Source organism: Amycolatopsis endophytica (assembly GCF_013410405.1).
Classification (GTDB): Bacteria; Actinomycetota; Actinomycetes; order Mycobacteriales; family Pseudonocardiaceae; genus Amycolatopsis_E; species Amycolatopsis_E endophytica.
This window is the reverse complement of the sequence record NZ_JACCFK010000001.1, coordinates 1,587,454-1,605,841: the sequence shown is the minus strand read 5'-3', so window position 1 is coordinate 1,605,841 and position 18,388 is coordinate 1,587,454. Positions and strand designations below refer to the sequence as shown.

Genomic DNA, 18,388 nt, shown 5'->3' with positions numbered 1-18,388 from the left:
GGCGTCGGCGGCGAGGGGAGCCTGCATGTGGGAAACGGTCCTGGAGACGGTGATCAACCGCGTCGTCGGCGCTGCCTTCACCGGTGGCGGGCAGCTCTACGACTACGTCCGCGGCCGCCTCGCGGAGCGTCACGCCGGCCGTGAACTCGCGACCCTGCTCACCGACGAGACAGCGGTGCGCGCCGCCCTCGGCGACCTGATCGACCGGGATCCCGCCGCGCTCGGACAACTGGCGAGGTTGCTCCACGACAGCGGGACTCCGCGACCCGGCGCGGTACCGGTCAACCACGGGCCGTTCGTCAACTACGAGCGCATCCGGCACGCCCTGCCGGATCAGGGCGTGTTCGTGCTGACCGGACCGCGGAGCGTGGGCAAGACCGCGCTGGCCTGGCAGATCGCGCAGGACCGCCACGACCGGTTCCCCGACGGGCAGGTCTACGTCGACCTGTCGGACCACCGCACCGGTGGCTCGGTGCCGCGAACCGCGGTCATCCGCGACATCGCGGCGAAGCTCGGGTTCGTGCTCGACGAACTCGACGTCGCAGGCACGCTCGACCAGTACCGCGCGATCACCGCGGCCCGGCGTTTCCTCCTCGTCCTGGACGGGATCGACAGCGCCGAGGACATCCGGACCGTCGTGCCGCCCGCCCCGATGAGCCTGGTGCTGCTGCTGAGCCGCGAGGCCGGTGCCGAACTCCTCGTGGACTACCCGGACGAAGTGCCGCTGACGGGGCTCGACGACGGAGCCGGGCTCGAACTCCTTGCGCGGCTGGCGAATCCGCAGCTGGTGCACGCGGATCCGGTGGCCGCGCGGGAACTGGTCGAGGTCTGCGACCACAATCCCGGGGCCATCAGGTCGGCCGGGGTGCTCGTGCGCCACACCGGCACCGTGCGCGGGGTCCTCGCGCAGATCCGCGGCGGTGGCCACGACCGCATCACCGCGGGTTTCACGGCGGCACTCGCGACCCTCTCGCCGCAGGCGCGGTCGTTGCTGTCGGCGCTCGCGTCGCATCCAGGGCCGACGGTCACCGCGCAGACCGCGACGGTCCTCGGCGCCTCCCTGGAGTCCATCGCGGAGCTGCGCACGTCGAACTTCCTCGCGCCCGCGGGCGGGTCCCGCTGGCGGCTGTACAACTCGGCCAGGCTCGTCGTCCGCCCGGACGATTCGGCCACCGACGCGCTGATCGAGTTCCACACCCGCCAGGCCGTGCGTGGTGACGAGCTGACCAGCCCGGATCGCCTGCGCCGCTACCAGGCGGTCGACGGAGACGCGGACTTCGACGGTCGTGCGCCGCTCGACTGGCTGGAGGCGGAGCTTCAGGTCTACGACCGGCTGGTTCCACTGGCGCTCGAACGCGGGCGGTTCGCCGACGTCATCCGGATGTGCGGGGCGCTCGAAGTGGTCCAGCTGAACCGGGGGCACCACTGGCTCTTCGCCCGCCTCTACGGCTGTGGTGTGGTCGCGGGCGAGCGGTCCGGCGACACGGCGTCGCTGGTCCGCAACCTCGCCCAGCAGGGCCGCACCTACACGATCCTGCACCAGTTCGCGCACGCCTGGCCCGTGCTGGAACGGGCTCGCGAGCTGGTCGGCGGCGCGGACCGCGAGCTGGAGTCCTCCGTCTACGAGAGCCTGGGACGGTTCCACGAGGAGTCCGGCAACCTCGAACAGGCGGCCCGGTGTTTCCAGGCCGCGTACGAGATCGACCGCGAGCTGGGCGAGCGGGGCTACCGGGCCTGCGGCATCCACGCCCGCATGGCGGCCAACGTCCTCGTCAAACTCGGCCGGACCGACGAGGCTTTGCGGTGGGTGGACGAGGCGCTGCGGTACACGACCGAGCCGCGCAACCTTTCCCGGCTTCTCACTGTGTCGGGGAAAGCGCTTACCCGTCGTGCGCCGGAGGAGGCGGAGCGGGTGCTGTTCGAGGCATGGCAGCTGGCGACCGGTGCCGGTGCCAGGCAGTACGACCTCGAAATCACCGAAGCACTCGGCGACGCGGCGGCAGCACGCAAGGACGTGGAGACCGCCCGTCGGCACTGGGGCGGGGTCTGGGAGCGCCTGGCGCACGACGGACATCCACGGCAGGCCGATCTGCTGGCGAAGCTCAGGACCCTGCCACGACCGTGATCTCGCGATCGCCCTGCCTGACCCGGTAGTGCCCGGCGACGGGGAGCCCGTGCAGCAGCCGGAGGTAGGCCACCGAAGCGAGGAGCACCGGATCGCCGCATCCGGTGGCGCGCAAGGTGAAGTCGTCACCATCGTGGGTGCGGACGAGGCACCGGTCGCCGTCTCGGGCCGCGGCGAGACGCGCCGCGGGCCACCGCCGGAGCACGGTCCCGGCCCAGTGGCCGAACTCGCCGGTCCCGGCGAGGTCGTTGTAGACGATCGCCGCCCCGTCCAGTTCGGCCAGTTCCGCGTCCGTCTCGTGTGCGACGACGTGCTGCCCCGGCAGGGGGTGGCGCGGCACGGACGCGGGAAAGCGCATCACCTCGCCCGGACGGCCTCCCGCGACGAAGGCGGTCACCGGTCTCGTGCTCGGTTCCGGGGTGTCGGCCGCGGGGAACGCGGCGGCCGTGTCCGGTTCCGGCAGCCGTAGGTGGTCGTACAGCAGGCGGCGCAGGGTTTCCGCGCACTTCCCCGGCAGGTCGACGGCACGCTGGGCGATACCGCTGAAATCGTTGGCGACCGTTTCGATCGCGTGCCGGGGCGAGCCGGCGGGGAGTCGCGGCGCGGCCGCGGCGAGTTCGGCCAAGGGAGAACCGGGAACGGTGGTGGCCGCCCGCGTGCCCCCGAGCAGCAGCGGAGCGCGAACCGACGCGGCGTACAGCGCCAGCGACCCCTCGTCCGTGATCACGCAGCGGGCACCGACGAGCGCGGCCTGCCAGCCCCGCTCGGGCGGGAGGACGGTGAGCCCCGGCCGGTCGAGCCACGCCCTGACCTGCCACGTCCCGTGTGCCCAGATCCCGGGGTGGAGCACGACGGTCACCTGGAACAGGTCCACGTCCAGTTCCGAGGTCAGCCGGGCGGGCAGATCCGGATCGGCGCCGATCAGCGAGCCGGGGCCCCAGGTGGACGCGAGCAGGACCGGCATCCGGTCGCCGCTGCCCAGCTCACGCCGGTAGCGCGGGGCGCGATGGGTGCTGGCCAGGAGGCGGTCGTGGGTCGGATCGCCGACGACGACGCCGCGCTCGGCCGCGGGCGGGCAGGCCCGGCGCAGCTGTTCGAGCTGGTCGGCGTGGGAGAGCACGACCGCGGCAGGCACCACGCGGCCGTTCCGCACCAGGCGGCGGGGGTTCATGCCGGCGACCACGGTCCCGCCCGGGTAGTACTTCTGGAAGCCGATGCCGTGCGCGAACAGCAGGACCGGCGCGTCCAGCCGGTGCAGCTCGTCGTTCTCGCTGGCCGCCAGTGCGAGGTCGAACGGCGTGGCGACCGCCTGATCCCACGGGACGACCGGGGCGCCGAGGCGGTGGAGCGCCTCCGGCACACCGGCGCCGAAGATCGCCGTGCGGTGCGGATCGTGGGTGAACACCACCTGGACCCGGTGATCGGTCCGCAGCAGCGACAGCACGTCGAGCAGCCTGGTCAGGGTCGTCACCGTGCGCACCACCACCAGGACGCGCCGCCGCACCGGATAGGTCAGCCAGTCGTCGTAGCGCTCGTCCACCGGGACTTTCGTGAAGAACGACGTGGCGGCGGGAGTCACCTCCTACTTCCCCCGGCGGGCGACCCAGGCGACCGCCTGCGTGCGGCGCTGCATGCCCAGCTTCGACAGCACCGACGTGACGTGGTTCTTCACCGTCTTCTCGGCGAGGAACAGGCGCTCGGCGATCTCCCGGTTCGACAGGCCCTCGCCGATCAGCTCCAGAACGGTGCGTTCCCGGTCGGTGAGCCGCGCCAGCTCGTCCTCGGCCGGGTGCCGCAGCTTGTCCAGCACGCGGGCGGTGGTGACCGGGTCGAGCAGGGACCGGCCCGCGGCGACCTCGCGCACGGCGTTGACCACGTCCTGCCCCCGCACCTGTTTGAGCAGGTAGCCGGACGCGCCGGCCATGATCGCGCCGACCATCGCCTCCTCGTCGTCGAACGCGGTCAGCACCAGGCAGTACGGCGGGTTCGGCCGGGCCCGCAGCTCCCGGCACAGCGCGACGCCGTCGGTGTCCCCGAGCCGCACGTCGACGACCGCGACATCCGGCTCGACGTGCATGGCCACCGCGAGCGCCTCGTCGGCACTGCCCGCCTCGGCGACGACCTCGATGTCCGGTTCGTCGCTCAACATCTCCCGCAGGCCGCGCCGCACGACCTCGTGGTCGTCGACGAGCAGCACCTCGATGGCCATACCCCGAGCCTAGTCAGCCCGGCAGGTCCACGACGGTCTTCACGCCGCCTCCCAGATGCGGCGCGAGCTCGCGATCGGGTCGCCGGCCACCGAGACCGGCACGTCCCAGATGCGGGTGAGCGCGGTGTCCTTTTCGTACTCGGGCCAGCCGGGGTCGCCGGTGGTCGCGAACGACACCCATGACCTGCGGATCTCCCGCGACAGTGTCTCCGCCTCGGGCGGGACCGGGCTGCCCAGCAGCATCCGGGCGAACGGGCCGGAGAAGTTGCCGAACGTGAGCGGTAGGTCGAGGCCGTGGCACGCGCGCAGCACGCCGCCGAGCGCCGGCGTCGGCCAGGTCAGCTCGTAACACCAGCTGCGGCCGGGGTGGTTGCGCGCCGACCACAGCGACGGCATGCGGAACGTGCGGTCGGACATGATCAGGACGTGCAGGTCGGTGTCGGAGATGCCGGGGTGCGCGGCGCGGTACTCGGTGACGGCGCCGGGTGGCAGGCCCACCGCGCCCGCGGTCGCGGCCGGATCGGCGCCGGAGAGGTCCTGGCCCGCGACGAACAGGGTGAACTCGTCGTGGTTGAAGCCGGCGACGAGGTCCACGTCGCCGCGCGGGCTGTGCCACGGCAGGTCGGTGAGCAGGTCACCGTCGACGACCGGGCCGAACGGCGTGATCTCACCGGGCACCATCTGGACGGCGTGGATCGCCTCGGACGGGACCTGGCTGAAACCCTCCAGCGTGGCCGGGACGCCGAGCGCGCCCGCGATGCGCTCGGTGGTGCGCCGCACGCGGTTCTCCGACAGGAACCCGTGCGCGATGCTCTGCCCGATCGCCCTGCGGAACAACCCGCGCCCGGCGTCGGACGCGGTCAGCGCCGCGACCGACGTGCCGCCCGCGGACTCACCGAACAGGGTCACGTTGCCCGGGTCGCCGCCGAAGTTCGCGATGTTCTCCTGCACCCATCGCAGTGCCGCGAGCTGGTCGAGAAACGCCCGGTTGGCCGGCGCCCCCGGCAGCCAGCCGAACCCCTCGATCCCGACGCGGTAGTTGAACGACACGACGACCACCCCGTCACGGGCCAGGTTCGTGCCGTCGTATTCGGCCTGGCTCGACGTGCCCATCAGGTAGGCGCCGCCGTAGATCCAGACCATGACCGGAAGCCCGGCGCCACCCGGGTCCGGGGTCCACACGTTGACGCTCAGGCTGGCGTCCTCGTCACCGGGCTGCCACGCCGCGGGCAACCCGGGGAACAGGCTCCCCTGCGGCGGCGCGGCCGAGAAGCGCAGCGCGTCCCGCGTGCCGTCCCACCGCTCCGGCGCGGCGGGCGCCTGGAAGCGGGCGGCCCCGGTCAGCGGTCCGGCGAACGGGATGCCCTTGAAGGAACTGACGTCGCCACCCAGCCCCCGGACGGCCCCGGAACCGGTTTGCACGATGGGATCCACGGTTCGTGGATATCACAGGAAGGCTGAGCGGGTCATTCGCAAGCGACGCCGTCGTTGTCCCGGTCCAGGCCCGACCGGTAGCCCGGATCGCCGCGGTGCAGTGGTGCGGCGCCCGCGGCCTTCGCCGCCGCGCAGTTGGGGTAGTAGGCGCTCGTCGTGCCGGTGTCCTCGTCCTCGGTGGGTTGTGTGGTGGCCGGTTTCGTCGTCACCGGCTTCGGCGTGCTCGCGGGCGGCGGCGCGACGGTGACCGGCGGCGGCGCGACCGGCGGTGTGGTGGGGCTGCCGTTGCAGGGCGGACCCCACAGGCCGGCCTTCGCGGCACTGGCCGCGCCTTCGGCGGTCCGCAGTGAGGCGGCGTAGGCGTCGGTGACCGTGCCCGCCGCGAACCGCGCGTAACCGCCCTGTAGCGCGGCGACCGCGTAGTCCGTGCCGTCAGTGAGAACGACGTGCGCCAGCGTCCTGCCCGTTTGTTCGGCGACCGACTGCAGCGTGACTTCGTGGCCGGTGAGGAAATTCGCGGCCCAGGTCGCGGTTTCCGTTCCGTAACAATCCGTGGCGAGCTGAATGCCGGGGACGTAAACGGTTTTCGAGATTCCCGCGGTATCGCTCAAGACGACGACATCCCCGTCCACCCGCGCGACGCGGTAGACCGGATCCGCGGGCGTAGTGGTGGCGGCAGCAGTGGTCGCCGGGGGCGCGGGTTGCGGCTGCGCGACCGGTTTTTCACTGGACCGCCCGAACAGCGCGCCGAGGACGAAAAGCACCGCGAACACCGCGAGGGCGACCTTGATCCAGGTGGGCACGCGTCGTTGCGGCGCGGCGGAAGCATCAGGCACAGCTCTTTCCTCGCGAGCGGGCCGGAATCCGTTACAGAATTTCCGGAGATCACGATCAGGTCGCGGACGGAACGTTTTCGGATCCGGCGCGATGAAGTACTCGTCAATCCTCGACCAGGGAAGACCGGATGCTCATCGATATCGTTCCCATGTCCGGTTCGGGGCGTTTTGCCGCCACCGGGACCGAGTTCACCGCGATCGACTTCGAGACGACCGGGTTGCGGCCCGGCCGGATCGTCGAACTCGCCGCGGTCCGCGTGCGCGCCGACGGGACGGTGCTCGGCGAGTTCTCGACACTGGTCGATCCCGGGCCGGGCGTGCACCCCGGCCCGGCCAGGGTGCACGGCATCACGCGCGCGGAGCTGGATTCGGCGCCGTCGCTCGGGCAGGTGATCGGGCACCTGCTCGACCTGTGCCGGGGCAGCGTGCTCGTCGGGCACAACCTGAGCTTCGAGCAGGGATTCCTGGCGGCGGAACTGGACCGGATCGGACTGCGGCTGCCGACACTGCCCGGCGTCTGCACGCTGGACGCGGCGCGGTCGGCCCTGCGGCTGCCGAACTACCGCCTGGCCACCGTGGCGGAGGCACTCGGCCTCGGCGGGTTCGCGGCGCACATGGCCGCTCCCGACGCTCTCGCCTGCGCGCGGATCGTCACGGCGCTGGTCGGCACGCACCGGCTGGCCTTCGAGCGTTCCTTCGAACTCCCGCAGCTGCCGCGCCTGGCCGTCACCGGGCGCCCGGTGAGCCGTCCGGTGCCCGCCCCGGCCGCCGCGGGCACCTGGGTCTCGGGTCTGGTCGACCGCATCGAAACGGTGGCCACCCCCTATCAGGATCTGCTCGCGGACGTCCTCGCCGACCACTACCTGTCCGCGGCGGAAGCGGCGGAGCTGGCCGCGCTGGCGGCCGACGCCGGTATGTCCCCGGCGGACGTGCGCGGCGCGCACCTGGACTTCGTCGCCGCGATGCGGTCCGTGGCCGAATCCGACGGCATCGTGACGGCCCGGGAGGAGCGGGACCTGAGGCACGTCGCCGAAGCGCTCGGCGTTCCGGAGGCGCTGGCGGACCTGCGCCGGACCACGACCCCGGCCAGGACGCGGGTTCTCGTCCTGGGCGGCACCGCCGCCGCCGACGCGTTACGGGCGGCCGTGCTCGCGGCGCGGATCCCGCTGGCGAAGAACCTCACGGCGTCGGTCACGCACCTCGCCGTCGCCGAAGACGTCCCCGCCACCGAACCCCGGCTCGCGCGCGCCCGCGAGCTCGGGGCCGGCGTGCTCGACCTGCCGACCGCGTGGCGAACCCTGGACTTGGCGCCACAACCCGTTGCCCCGCAACCCATCCCGCCGCCGCCGGTGCCGCGGGCCGTTCCCGTCATGGCGGCACCGGTGCCGCGCGCCGCCGCCGCTCCGCCGCCCGTTGCGCGTGAGCGTCTGTGGGGCGCGTGGGCGATGATGGGCGTCGGTCTCGTCCTGATGCTCCTGACGGTGATCGCGCTCTTCGCCGGTGCCGGTGTGGTCGCGGGGATCGTCCTCGGCGCGATCGGGGTCGGCCTGCTCCTCGGCGGCTGGTCGGTGAGCGAACCGAAGAACCGCTACCCGGCCGTCTCTTCGGGCAGCGCCTGAGTCTCCGGAACGCCGGTCGCGGATCGTCGAGTGTCACAGGCGGCAGCAGCCGGTTCCGCACTACCCGATCGGGTTGCGGTATCACTGTGGGTATGTCGCCGATTCCCGAGCTCCAGCAACGCCAGATCGATCGCTGGTGTGAGCGGCGGGTTCCGGCTGGTCAGCGCGGTGAGTACACGATCGGGTCCCGCTGGCGCGGGCGCATCGTGACCCTCGTCGAGCGGCGCGCCGACCGGTCGAGCGGGGGAGCGGCCGAACGCCCCTTCGCCCAGCTCCGCTACGGCGCCGACGAGATGTGGTCGCTCTACTACCTCGCCGACGCGGGCCGGTGGCGCCCGTATCCGCGCAGCGTTCCGGAGATCTCGCCCGTCCCCCTGTTGGACGACCTCGATCGTGGCGCGTCCACCGGGTACTTCTTCCAGTGGCTCAGCCCCTGTTGATGCTCACTCTCCGTCAAGCAAGTCCACGCTGCCGGGTGACAGTCTCCCACCTTCGGGTGCGGCAGGATTGTTCGCGTGACCCCGGCTCCGGATCTGCGTGCGTACCTGCGCACCCTCGATGCGGAGACGCTGGCCGAACTCCTGCTCGATCAGGCCGTCCGTGACCCTCGGTTACGGCATGAGCTGGAACTGCGCGCCGTCGCGCAAGGGAAGGCCGGCCCGGTTCTCGACACTCTGCAACGACTTCTCGACGCCGGGACCCAGGCCGATCTGACCCCGCTGGCCCGCCGCATGGCCGACAGCGACGCCACCGGAGCCGAGCTGCGCCGCGCGATCGGCTTGTACGCCCGCGCCTGCGCCGTCCACCCGCCCGATCCGCGCGAACTGGCCGACTGGCTGCTGGCGGCGAAGGACCGTCCCGGACAGCCGGAAATCACCCTCGCCGATTTCGCGCCCGCTCTCGGCGACGAGGGACTGGCGCACATCCGGGCGGCGCTCGCGCAAGGTCCGCCCGACCCCCGTCTCACCGAGCAGCTCGCCGAGGTCACCGGCGACGTCGACACGCTGCTGGAAATCCTCTCCGCCCAGCCACCCACCCCGGCCACCACACTGCGCATCGTCCGCCTGCTGCGTTCGGCGGGCCGCCACGGCGAAGCCATCGCCCACGCCGCGCGCACCGTCGTGCACCCACACGAAGGCGTGCTCGCCCTGCGCCGCGCCGAGTTCCGCCGTCACCCCTCGCCCGGCACCTACCGCGCGTTGCGTGCCGCCGCCGAGGAGCTCGACCGCTGGCCCGCCGAGCGGGACGACGCCCTCGGCCGTCTCGCCGATCGCGATCCGGCCGGGGCGATCCCCGTCTACCGCGTGCACGTCGAGGAACTGATCCAGCTCAGGGCCCCCGGCGGCTACCGCGAGGCGGCCCGGCGGCTGCGTGACCTGCGCACCCTGCACCGGCGCGCGGATCTCGTGCCCGAGTTCGGCGAGTACCTGGCCGGACTGGTCGAGACGCACAAGCGCAAGACACGCCTGCTGGTCGAGGTCCGCAACGCCCGCATCGCCGTGCCCAAGGCGGTGCCGGGGCGTGCCACTATGAGCGGATGAGCCCGGTCAGCCGGGGCCGCAAGCCCACCAAGAAGACCACGAAGTCCAGTCTCGCGACGGAACGCCGCCAGCTGCTCAAAACCGTTCTCGCCGACGCCGACGACGCGCTCGCCGAGCGTGATCCGGTCGAGGTCGAGCTGATCGCCTCGACCATCCTCGGTGACCTGTGGCAGCCCGCGGGCGCCGAGCACGACGTGCTGCTGCCGCTGATCGACGACGCCGCCCGCAGGCCGAGCCCGGCCGCCCGCGCGCTGCTGCGCATGATCGAGCACCTCGGCCTCACCGAGGCGCAGCGCACCCGCGCCGCCGCGGCGGCCGACGCGTTCACCGCCATGCCGGAGCCGCCGTGGGGCGAGGCCCTGGGTGCGGTCGTCGTCGACGAGTGCTGGCAGCAGGCCGACGTGTTCGGCGACGGCGCCGCGCTGGTGCTGCGCTGCAGGCTGGGCGGGAAACCGCACGGGTTGGTCGCCGAGGTCGATTTCAGCGGTGGCGGGCTGGGCGACCTCTACCTCATCGACAACGTCGACGAGGTCGTCGACGAGATGCGCGCGGGCCAGGAGGCCAGCGAGGTCATGGTGACCGAGCCGGTTCCGCCCGCCCGCGCGCGCCGGATCCTCGAAGACGCCATCGCGGTCAACGAGAGCGTCATCGCCCTGTTGCCCCCGGCGGTGGCGGAAGAGGACCCGTTCGCCCCGATGCGTGCCCTGGTCGCGGCGCGGCTGCGGGCCATGCCGCCCGCCGACCCGGTGGTCGAGCCCGAGACGTTCGGCGACGACGAGCGAGACGAGCTGGTCGGCGCGTTCCTGGCCGAATCCGGCGAGGTCACCGGCGACCTCGCGCGCAGCGTCCGGATCATCGTCGACTTCGGCTGCGACGACGACCTCGGGCAGCCGCTGCGCGTCGGCCCCGGCAAGTTCGAGGTGCTGCTCGACCATGTCCTCTGGGCCGGCGAAACCTCGGACGACGTGCTGGAGGGTCTGCTCATCGTCCTGCCGTCGTGGGCCAGGTGGGCCGGAGCGCGCTCGGGCCTGGCGCCGTCGGCGATCGACCGGCTGCTGGAGGAGCTGGAGGAGATCGTCGAGGAGTTCCGCGCGCGGCTCGCCGAGTACCGGGACGATTTCGATCACGAAACGGAGAGTGCCGTCCCGATCGCCCTGCGCCGCCCGTAGGCCAGGATGTGCGGGGTGAGCGATCTCCGCGCCTACCTGAAATCCCTCGACGCCGAGACGCTGGCCGGGTTGCTGCTGGAGCAGGCCGGGCGCGATCCGGAGCTGCGGCGGTCGCTCGAAGACCGGGCCGGGACATCCGAGCGCGAACCCGAGCCCAGCACGATCGGCCCGGTGCTGGACACCGTGCAGCGCCTGCTCGACTCCGGCACCCGCGCCGACGTGGCCCCGCTCGCGCGCCGCACCGTCGAGCGCATCAGCCGTGACGAGGGCGACGGCGCCGAGCTGCGCCGGGCGCTCGGCCTCTACGCGCGGGCGTGCGTGGCGCGGCCGCCGGACCCCGTCGAGCTGGCGGACTGGCTGGCGGGGATCGCGTTCGACGGCCCCCGGCCGGAGGTGGACCTGGCCGAGTTCGCCGCCGCGCTCGGCGAAACCGGGCTGGCCCAGCTGCGCTCGCACGTCGACAGGGCCCGCCGCGACCCGGTGCGGGAGGCGGTGGCCGAGCGGCTGCACGAGCAGCTCGTGGAGATCTCCGGCGACGTCGACGGCCTGGTCGCGATCCTGTCCCGGCAGCTCCCGCGGCTGGAGGCGAGCCTGCGCATCGTCCGCGTGCTGCGGGCCGCCGGGCGCACCGGTGAGGCGATCACCTACGCCGCCCGCGCCCTCAAGCAGGACCCGGCCGCGACCGAGCTGGCCGACGACGTGCTCAGCCTGCAGCGCGCCCAGTTCGAGCGGGAGCCGACCCCGGAGCACGCCGACGAGCTGATCGGCGGTCTGGTCGCCGCGGGCCGGTGCGACGAGGCCGCCGAGCTGCTGGACGTGCACCGGCGCCACGTCGACGAGCTGATCGGCCGCAAGAGCGTCGAGCACTACCGCGAGGCCGCGCGGGCGCTGCGCCGGCTGCGCACGCTGTACCGCACCGTCGGCAGGCAGGCGGAGTTCGCGCCCTACCTCGCGGAGCTGGTCGCGACCCACCGCCGCAAGGCCCGGTTGATCGCCGAAATCCGGAACGCCCGGATCGCTCTGCCCAAGGAGTGAAACGGCGGTCCCGCTCGTGGGGGCGGGCGCCGCTGGTGCGAACATGGCTCCATGACCGAGGTGCCGCAGCTGGAGACTCCCTTCGACGAGGTTCTGAACGCCTTCGCCGAGCTGGGGAACGACGCCGATCCGACCCGCGTCGAGCTGGTCACCTCGGAGATCCTCGGCGAGTGGTGGGAGGCCGACGACGATCTCGCGGCCGGGCTGATCGACCTCGCCGCGCGGACCGCCGAGCCGGAGCGCCTGGTCCCGGCGCTGGCCGCGCTGCGGGTGCTGGCCACCGACGAGGACCACCGCGAGGCCGCGGGACTGGCGCTGGAGAAGTTCGGCCTGCCCGAACCGGCGTGGGCGCCGCGGCTGAACCAGGTCACCGCGGGCGAGTGCTGGCGCACCACGGACGTCTACGGCGACGAGAGTTCCGTGCTGGTCTCGTTCGGCACCCACGGGCTGGTCGTCTCGATCAACTACGGCAGCTTCGGCGGATGGGTCACCGACGCCGCGATCGTCGAGTCGCCCCAGGACGTGCTGGCCGAGCTGCGGGCCGTCGGCGAGTCGACCAGCGAGCGGATCGGCCCCGAGGTCGCGCACGAGGTGGTCGCGGACGCCTTCGCGGGCACCGAATGGCAGGCCGAGCCCGAGGTGGGCGAGGACTTCGTCCGGTTCCGCGCGCTCGCGCTGGCCCGGCTGCGCACCCTGCCGGAGCCGGACGAGGTCGAGGAGCCGGAGCCGCTCACCGTCGAGGAGCAGGCCGAGATCATCGACTCCTTCTTCGCCGCGGCCGGCGACGAGGTCGGCGACAGCGAGGACGCCCGCGTGGTCGCGCTGCGCGTCATCGAGTTCGGGCTGGAGCACGACTCGCGGCGCCCGCTGCGGGTCGGCCCGGCCAAGCTGACGTCCTTTGTGGATTTCGTGGACGACGGGCAGATCGAGCTGACCGACGAGCAGGACGCGGCGATGGCCGCGCTGCTGCCGGTGTGGGCGCGCGTGTTCGGCGAGCGCGACGGCCTGGCCGAGGACGCCCTCACCGCGCTGGTCGAGGCCGTCGAGGACAGGCTGGACGACCGCGAGCCCGAAGGTGAGTCCTCTTTGGACGCCTACCTGGCCGGTTCCGACGACCTCACCCCGGACGCCGTGCAGGAGCTGCTCGAACGCCGCCAGTTCGCCCTCCCGTCGCTGACCGTCGAGACCGAGGACGACGAGGTCGAGCTCGACCCGTCCGATCCGGAGCAGCGGCGCATGCTCGTGCTGGCCGAGTTCGCGGCGGAGTTCGAAGACGACGAGTCGGAGCTGCGTGCGGTCGCGCTGACCACGGTCGTCGACCAGCTGTGGGACGGCGAGCCCGCCGAGACGTGGGCGGCCGCGCAGCGCCTGACCGAGTCCGGCCTGGAACGCGACGAGGTCCTGGCGGAGCTGACCGCGGTCCTCGAGGAGCGGCTCACCTACGACGAGGACGACGAACTGGAGTTCGACCTCGACGACTACCTGACCGCCCTCGACGACCTGCAGGTCACCACCGACGACGGACCGGCTTAGGTACGGCGGCGGTCGGCGAGCGCGTCTTCGAAGTCGAGGACGAACGCACCGAAGGCCATCACCAGCAGCACCGTGATCCCGAGCACGGCGCCGACCCAGGTGGCGATGATCGCGAACATCGGCGGGCCTCCTCCCTGGTCAGAGCGTGTTTCCTGTACTACAGGGTGCGGTTCGCGGCCTACCGGCGGTATCGGCCAACCGGTTACCACTCCGACGGCGGAATCAGCCGTTCGGCCGAGGAGGCGCCTACAGTTTGCGCAGGCGGACGCGGTTGATGCTGTGGTCGGCGTCCTTTCGGAGCACCAGCGTCGCGCGCGGGCGGGTCGGCAGGATGTTGTCCACCAGGTTCGGTTCGTTGATGGTGCGCCACAGGTGCCGCGCCTCGGCGCGGGCCTCGACGTCGTCCAGCGTCGCGAAGTGGTGGAAGTGCGAGGCGGGGTCGGCGAAGGCCGTGCCGCGCAGTTTGAGGAACCGCTCCACGTACCAGTGTTCGATGTCCTCGATGTGCGCGTCGACGTAGATGGAGAAGTCGAACAGGTCCGACACGGTCAGGCTCGGGCCCGGCTGCAGCACGTTGAGGCCCTCGATGATGAGGATGTCCGGCCGGTTCACGACCTGCTCCTCGCCGGGCAGGATGTCGTAGGCCAGGTGGGAGTACACCGGCGCGCTGACCGATTCGGCGCCGGACTTGACGTCGGACACGAACCGCAGCAGCGCGCGGCGGTCGTAGCTCTCCGGGAAGCCCTTGCGGTGCATGATGCCGCGCCGCACCAGCTCGGCCTTCGGGTACAGGAACCCGTCGGTGGTGACCAGGTCGACGCGCGGGTGGTCGGGCCAGCGGGCGAGCAGGGTGCGCAGGATGCGCGCGGTGGTCGACTTGCCGACCGCGACGCTGCCCGCGATGCCGATCACGAACGGCACCTTCGTGCCGCGGCAGTCCTCGCCGAGGAAGCTCGTGGTCGCCTCGTACAGACGCTGACGGGCCGCGACCTGCAGGTTGATCATCCGCGACAGCGGCAGGTAGATCTCGGCGACCTCGGTCAGGTCGATCTGCTCCCCGAGGCCCCGCAGGCGGCGCAGCTCCTCGGCCGTCAGCGGCAGCGGGGTGCTGCGGCGCAGTTCCCGCCACTGCTCCCGGTGGAGCTCGACGTACGGGCTGAGCTCACGTACCCGTGGCATTCCCACACTCCTTGCCCGTCGGTGGGCTGGGCTGGCGTCGACATCTCCGGTAACGCAGCTTCAACGGTAGGGCTTACCGCGCGTGAATGCGCTGTGACCTTCTACACGCGGCCCGGATCCGCCTGGTGACCAGCGCGGGAGCGTTATTTCCGCCGGAAGACCTCGTCCCAGGCCGCCGCGACCTGACGGGCGCAGGTCTCCGGACCGACCCCGCCGACCCCGGTGCCCAGACCGGGCATCGCGATCGTTTCGACGACCGCGCGCACCGGGACGCCCTGTTCGAGCGTGCCGTCGCGCCAGCGCAGGAACACCGCTCGCGCCGCCAGGTACGGGTGCACCGTGTCGGCGGGCAGGCGTTCGCCGGGCTCACGCATCGTCGGCGCGCTGATCAGCCACGCCGGCGCGGGCTCACCGGTGGGCACCACGACCGCGTCGCCGACGGGGAGTTCGCCGCCGTGGTAGGCGAGGACCGCGCTGCGCACGTTCTGTTCGACCGACGGGAACGCCCGCGCGTAGACGGCGTCGATCCCGCCGCGCATCCAGCCGGACGAGTTCGCCGGGCTCACCACGGCGTCGGCGACCACGTCCAGCACCGAACCCCGGTGCACGCGCACCGATCCGGTCATGGTGTCCACAACGGATCGCCACGCGCTGGCGAGTGGTTCGTCGACGGCACACAGCACCAGGGCGGGAGTTGCGGGTGCGACCTGGTCCTCCGTTCGCTTGCCGGTGGGTTGGGTGCCCGATTCGGCAGTCACCCCTACACCATGCCAAAAAACGCGACTGCACGTAACCACGAGACCCACTCGAACGCCTGAACAGAGCAGCACCGGCCGCGGTGCGTAGCCTGTCGGCGTGTCACGGATCGCATATTTCGGGCCGATCGGGACGTTCACCGAGCAGGCGGCCCGCACTTTCACCACGCCGGGAGACGAACTCGTCGCCGCCGAAACGATCCCGCAGGCGCTCGACGCCGTCCGCAAGGGCGAGGCCGACGCGGCGTGCGTGCCGGTCGAGAACTCCGTCGAGGGCGCCGTTCCCGCGACGCTGGACAGCCTCGCCGAGCGCGAGCCGCTGATCGGTGTCGCGGAAGCCTTGCTGCCGGTGCATTTCAGCGTCCTCACACGCGAGGACGCCGGCGAAATCCGTACGGTGGCGAGCCATCCGCACGCGCTGGCCCAGGTTCGCCAGTGGCTGGAGGAGAACCTGCCCGGCGCGCGCGCGGTGGCCGCGGGATCGACCGCCGCCGCCGCGGTCGCGGTGCAGGCCGGGGAGTTCGACGCGGCGGTGACGGCGCCGGTGGCGGTCGAGCACTACCCGCTGAAGGTGCTGGCCACCGAGGTCGCCGATGTCCGCGACGCCCGCACGCGGTTCCTGCTGATGCGCAAACCCCCGGTGACGCTGCCCGATCCGACGGGTGCCGACCGCACGTCGCTCGTCGCGGCGGCCGCCAACCGCACCGGCACACTCGCCGCGCTGCTCACCGAACTCGCGACCCGCGGCATCAACCTGACGCGCCTCGATGCCCGTCCGAACAAGCAGAACTTCGGCGAGTACCGGTTCTTCATCGACTTCGAGGGGCACGTGGCGGAACCACGCATCGCCGACGCGGTGTCCGCGCTGCGCCGTCGCTGCCGCGATGTCCGGTTCCTCGGCTCGTTCGCCCGCGCCGACGGGGTCCGCGCCACCATCGAACCCGCGGCCCGCAACGAGGATTTCGCCGATGCCGACGGCTGGGTCGCGGCCGTGCAGAGAGGGGAGCAGGCGTGAAGCTGTACCTGGTCAGGCACGGGCAGACCCCGGCCAACGTGGCGAAGATCCTCGACACCGCCCTGCCCGGTCCCGAACTGACCGAGCTGGGCCGGGAGCAGGCGCGGCAGCTCGCCGGGAAGCTCGCGGCCGAGCCGGTGCGGGCCGTCCACGCCTCCTACGCGACTCGCGCGCAACAGACCGCCGCTCCGCTGGCGCAGGCGCTGGGCCTGCCGGTCGAGCGGGTCGAGGGTGTGCACGAGATCGTCGTCGGCGACCTGGAAGGCCGCAACGATCAGGCCGCGGTCGAGACGTACGTGTCCGTCGTCGCGCAGTGGACCCGCGGTGAACTGGACGTGGCGATGCCCGGCGGCGAGACCGGTGAGCAGGCCAGGAAGCGGTTCACCACCGCGGTCGAGGGTCTTGCCCAGCGTCACGCTGCCACCCGATCGGAGGATGTCGTGGTGCTGGTGAGCCACGGTGGCCTGATGCGGCTCGGCGCCGAATGGCTGGCCCCGAACGTGCGGCCCGAGCTGGCGGATCAGGGTCTCGTCCCGAACACCGGCGTCATCGAGCTGGAGCGGCGGACCGACGGCGGCTGGCGATGCCTGAACTGGGTCGGAATGCCCATGTAGGCGACATTCCGGCCGGTACCGGATCCCGCCCTGTTGTACTTTCACCGCATGTCGCCGCGGATGGTCGGAGAATCGCGTAGCCCGCGCAACCCTGCGTGTGGACCGCACGTCCTCCGGGTAGTGCTTCGATCAGCACAGGGAGGGGAAAGATCGTGCTTCGAGTGAACGCAGTGCGCATCGGACTGGGTGTGTCGGCCGCCGCCCTGGCGGCCGTGGTGACCGGGTGCGGGACGGCAGGAACCGAGAACGCCGCGGAGTCGAGCGCTCCGGCCACCACCCCGCAGAGCACCTCGGCCGCGGCGCCGACGACCGAAAGCGCCACGACCAGCGCACCGGACGAGGCCACCGGCACGAAGACCGCCGACACGCTGTGCAAGTCCGGCGACCTCAAGCTCACGATGGGCCAGGGCGACGCCGGTGCCGGCACCGTGTACCGGCCGCTGATCTTCACGAACGTGAGTGACCACCCGTGTGTCATCCAGGGCTTCCCCGGCGTCTCCTACGTCGCGGGCGAGGACGGGCACCAGGTGGGCGCCCCAGCGGTCCGGAAGGGCGAGAAGGGCGGGGCCTTCACGCTGAACAACGGCGACACCGCCTACGCCGAGATCGGGTTCGTCAACGTGCAGAACTACGACACGGTGACCTGCCAGCCGCAGCAGGTGCGCGGCCTGCGGATCTACCCGCCGCAGGAGACGGCCTCGATGTTCGTCGAGCTGCCCACCACTGGCTGCGCGAGCGACAAGATCCCTGGCGAGCAGCTCACGGTCAAGACCATCGAAAAGGGCAACGGCGGCGGCCGGTAACGCCACCGCCCCCGGCTCCCCAACGTCATATGGTGTCGCACAGTTCGCGGGCGTCGGCGAGGTCGCGGCGACCGTTGGGGTCGGCGAAGTTGAGGCTCAGCGCCATCCGGCGGACACCGTCGATGCGGTCGGCGAGGTCGTCGTAGGCCGAGCTGACCTCGGCGGCCGCCGAGGCGAGCTGGTCGGCCGCCATGATGTGCTGCAGCACGCCGGGTTCGAGCGTGCCCCGGCCGATCCGGCCCTCGGGCAGCGGCCCGGCCCTGGACAGCGCGTCGCAGGCGGCTCTGGCGTCCGCGGTCGGGCCGCTCACCGCGGTGCTGGACGCCCACAGCACGCCGATCAGCCCGGCGCCCAGCGCGAAGCCGGCGACGCTGGCGAGGACGAGCCGTCGCCGCGCCGCGACCGGCTCACCGGGATCGCTGATCCGCATAGGACATTCCAGCACCAGCCGGGCGGGCGGCACCAGACGCTGATCGGCCCCCATCCGGGGGTGGCGGACGGCGGCGCGGCCGAGCAGCATG

General features: G+C 72.2%; 18 protein-coding genes. 10 read left to right on the top strand and 8 right to left on the bottom strand.

What is annotated here, in order from left to right:
• Positions 1-25 precede the first annotated feature (25 nt).
• Entirely contained in the window at positions 26-2,125 is a 2,100-nt protein-coding gene (locus HNR02_RS08000) for a tetratricopeptide repeat protein (RefSeq protein ID WP_179772537.1), read from the top strand.
• Here the strand turns inward: HNR02_RS08000 and HNR02_RS07995 are convergent.
• The 4 genes from HNR02_RS07995 to HNR02_RS07980 are packed head-to-tail and all read right to left on the bottom strand — an operon-like array spanning position 2,103 to position 6,604.
• Positions 2,103-3,704, bottom strand: coding sequence for a hypothetical protein (locus HNR02_RS07995; RefSeq protein ID WP_179772536.1), 1,602 nt, complete (start codon positions 3,702-3,704; stop codon positions 2,103-2,105). The genes HNR02_RS08000 and HNR02_RS07995 overlap by 23 nt on opposite strands.
• A 3-nt stretch (positions 3,705-3,707) precedes the next feature.
• Positions 3,708-4,334: a response regulator gene (locus tag HNR02_RS07990; RefSeq protein WP_179772535.1), complete on the bottom strand. Its 627-nt coding sequence runs from the start codon at positions 4,332-4,334 to the stop codon at positions 3,708-3,710.
• A gap of 39 nt (positions 4,335-4,373) precedes the next feature.
• A complete protein-coding gene (locus HNR02_RS07985) occupies positions 4,374-5,768 on the bottom strand; it encodes a carboxylesterase/lipase family protein (protein WP_179772534.1) in 1,395 nt (464 codons plus the stop codon).
• A gap of 32 nt (positions 5,769-5,800) precedes the next feature.
• Entirely contained in the window at positions 5,801-6,604 is an 804-nt protein-coding gene (locus tag HNR02_RS07980) for a thermonuclease family protein (protein ID WP_179772533.1), read from the bottom strand.
• A 128-nt stretch (positions 6,605-6,732) separates the two neighbouring features.
• Here HNR02_RS07980 and HNR02_RS07975 point away from each other — a divergent pair, with 128 nt between their 5' ends.
• The 6 genes from HNR02_RS07975 to HNR02_RS07950 all read left to right on the top strand — a co-directional run bounded on the left by HNR02_RS07975 (position 6,733) and on the right by HNR02_RS07950 (position 13,501).
• Positions 6,733-8,223 (top strand): 3'-5' exonuclease, encoded by a 1,491-nt coding sequence (locus HNR02_RS07975; RefSeq protein ID WP_179772532.1) that lies wholly within the window; start codon positions 6,733-6,735, stop codon positions 8,221-8,223.
• Positions 8,224-8,315: 92 nt separating this feature from the next.
• On the top strand, positions 8,316-8,663 hold the full coding sequence (locus HNR02_RS07970) for a DUF3024 domain-containing protein (RefSeq protein WP_179772531.1): 348 nt from the start codon (positions 8,316-8,318) through the stop codon (positions 8,661-8,663).
• Between the two features lie 75 nt (positions 8,664-8,738).
• A complete protein-coding gene (locus HNR02_RS07965; protein ID WP_179772530.1) occupies positions 8,739-9,764 on the top strand; it encodes a hypothetical protein in 1,026 nt (341 codons plus the stop codon).
• Complete coding sequence (locus HNR02_RS07960; RefSeq protein WP_179772529.1) at positions 9,761-10,933, top strand: hypothetical protein; 1,173 nt, start codon at positions 9,761-9,763, stop codon at positions 10,931-10,933. Before HNR02_RS07965 ends, HNR02_RS07960 begins: the two co-directional genes overlap by 4 nt.
• 6 nt (positions 10,934-10,939) lie before the next feature.
• The gene (locus tag HNR02_RS07955) at positions 10,940-11,968 is read left to right on the top strand and encodes a hypothetical protein (RefSeq protein ID WP_179772528.1); all 1,029 of its coding nucleotides are present in this window, start codon (positions 10,940-10,942) and stop codon (positions 11,966-11,968) included.
• Positions 11,969-12,019: 51 nt separating this feature from the next.
• The gene (locus tag HNR02_RS07950) at positions 12,020-13,501 is read left to right on the top strand and encodes a hypothetical protein (RefSeq protein ID WP_179772527.1); all 1,482 of its coding nucleotides are present in this window, start codon (positions 12,020-12,022) and stop codon (positions 13,499-13,501) included.
• Here the strand turns inward: HNR02_RS07950 and HNR02_RS36055 are convergent.
• From HNR02_RS36055 to HNR02_RS07940, 3 genes are all read right to left on the bottom strand, one after another.
• Positions 13,498-13,620, bottom strand: a complete 123-nt coding sequence (locus tag HNR02_RS36055) for a hypothetical protein (protein ID WP_281377191.1) — start codon at positions 13,618-13,620, stop codon at positions 13,498-13,500. The genes HNR02_RS07950 and HNR02_RS36055 overlap by 4 nt on opposite strands.
• Positions 13,621-13,747: 127 nt before the next feature.
• Positions 13,748-14,680, bottom strand: coding sequence for a type I pantothenate kinase (gene coaA, locus HNR02_RS07945; RefSeq protein ID WP_179772526.1), 933 nt, complete (start codon positions 14,678-14,680; stop codon positions 13,748-13,750).
• A 143-nt stretch (positions 14,681-14,823) separates the two neighbouring features.
• Positions 14,824-15,438 (bottom strand): macro domain-containing protein, encoded by a 615-nt coding sequence (locus HNR02_RS07940; RefSeq protein ID WP_179772525.1) that lies wholly within the window; start codon positions 15,436-15,438, stop codon positions 14,824-14,826.
• A 97-nt stretch (positions 15,439-15,535) separates the two neighbouring features.
• Between HNR02_RS07940 and pheA the strand changes: the two genes are divergently transcribed.
• The 3 genes from pheA to HNR02_RS07925 all read left to right on the top strand — a co-directional run bounded on the left by pheA (position 15,536) and on the right by HNR02_RS07925 (position 17,867).
• Positions 15,536-16,450, top strand: coding sequence for a prephenate dehydratase (gene pheA, locus HNR02_RS07935; protein ID WP_179772524.1), 915 nt, complete (start codon positions 15,536-15,538; stop codon positions 16,448-16,450).
• Positions 16,447-17,064 (top strand): histidine phosphatase family protein, encoded by a 618-nt coding sequence (locus tag HNR02_RS07930; RefSeq protein ID WP_179772523.1) that lies wholly within the window; start codon positions 16,447-16,449, stop codon positions 17,062-17,064. The genes pheA and HNR02_RS07930 overlap by 4 nt, the downstream gene beginning before the upstream one ends.
• A 161-nt stretch (positions 17,065-17,225) precedes the next feature.
• Entirely contained in the window at positions 17,226-17,867 is a 642-nt protein-coding gene (locus HNR02_RS07925; RefSeq protein WP_312860941.1) for a DUF4232 domain-containing protein, read from the top strand.
• A 25-nt stretch (positions 17,868-17,892) separates the two neighbouring features.
• On the opposite strand, the gene HNR02_RS07920 is transcribed toward HNR02_RS07925, so the two are convergent.
• Positions 17,893-18,387, bottom strand: coding sequence for a hypothetical protein (locus HNR02_RS07920; protein WP_246338522.1), 495 nt, complete (start codon positions 18,385-18,387; stop codon positions 17,893-17,895).
• Position 18,388 lies beyond the last annotated feature (1 nt).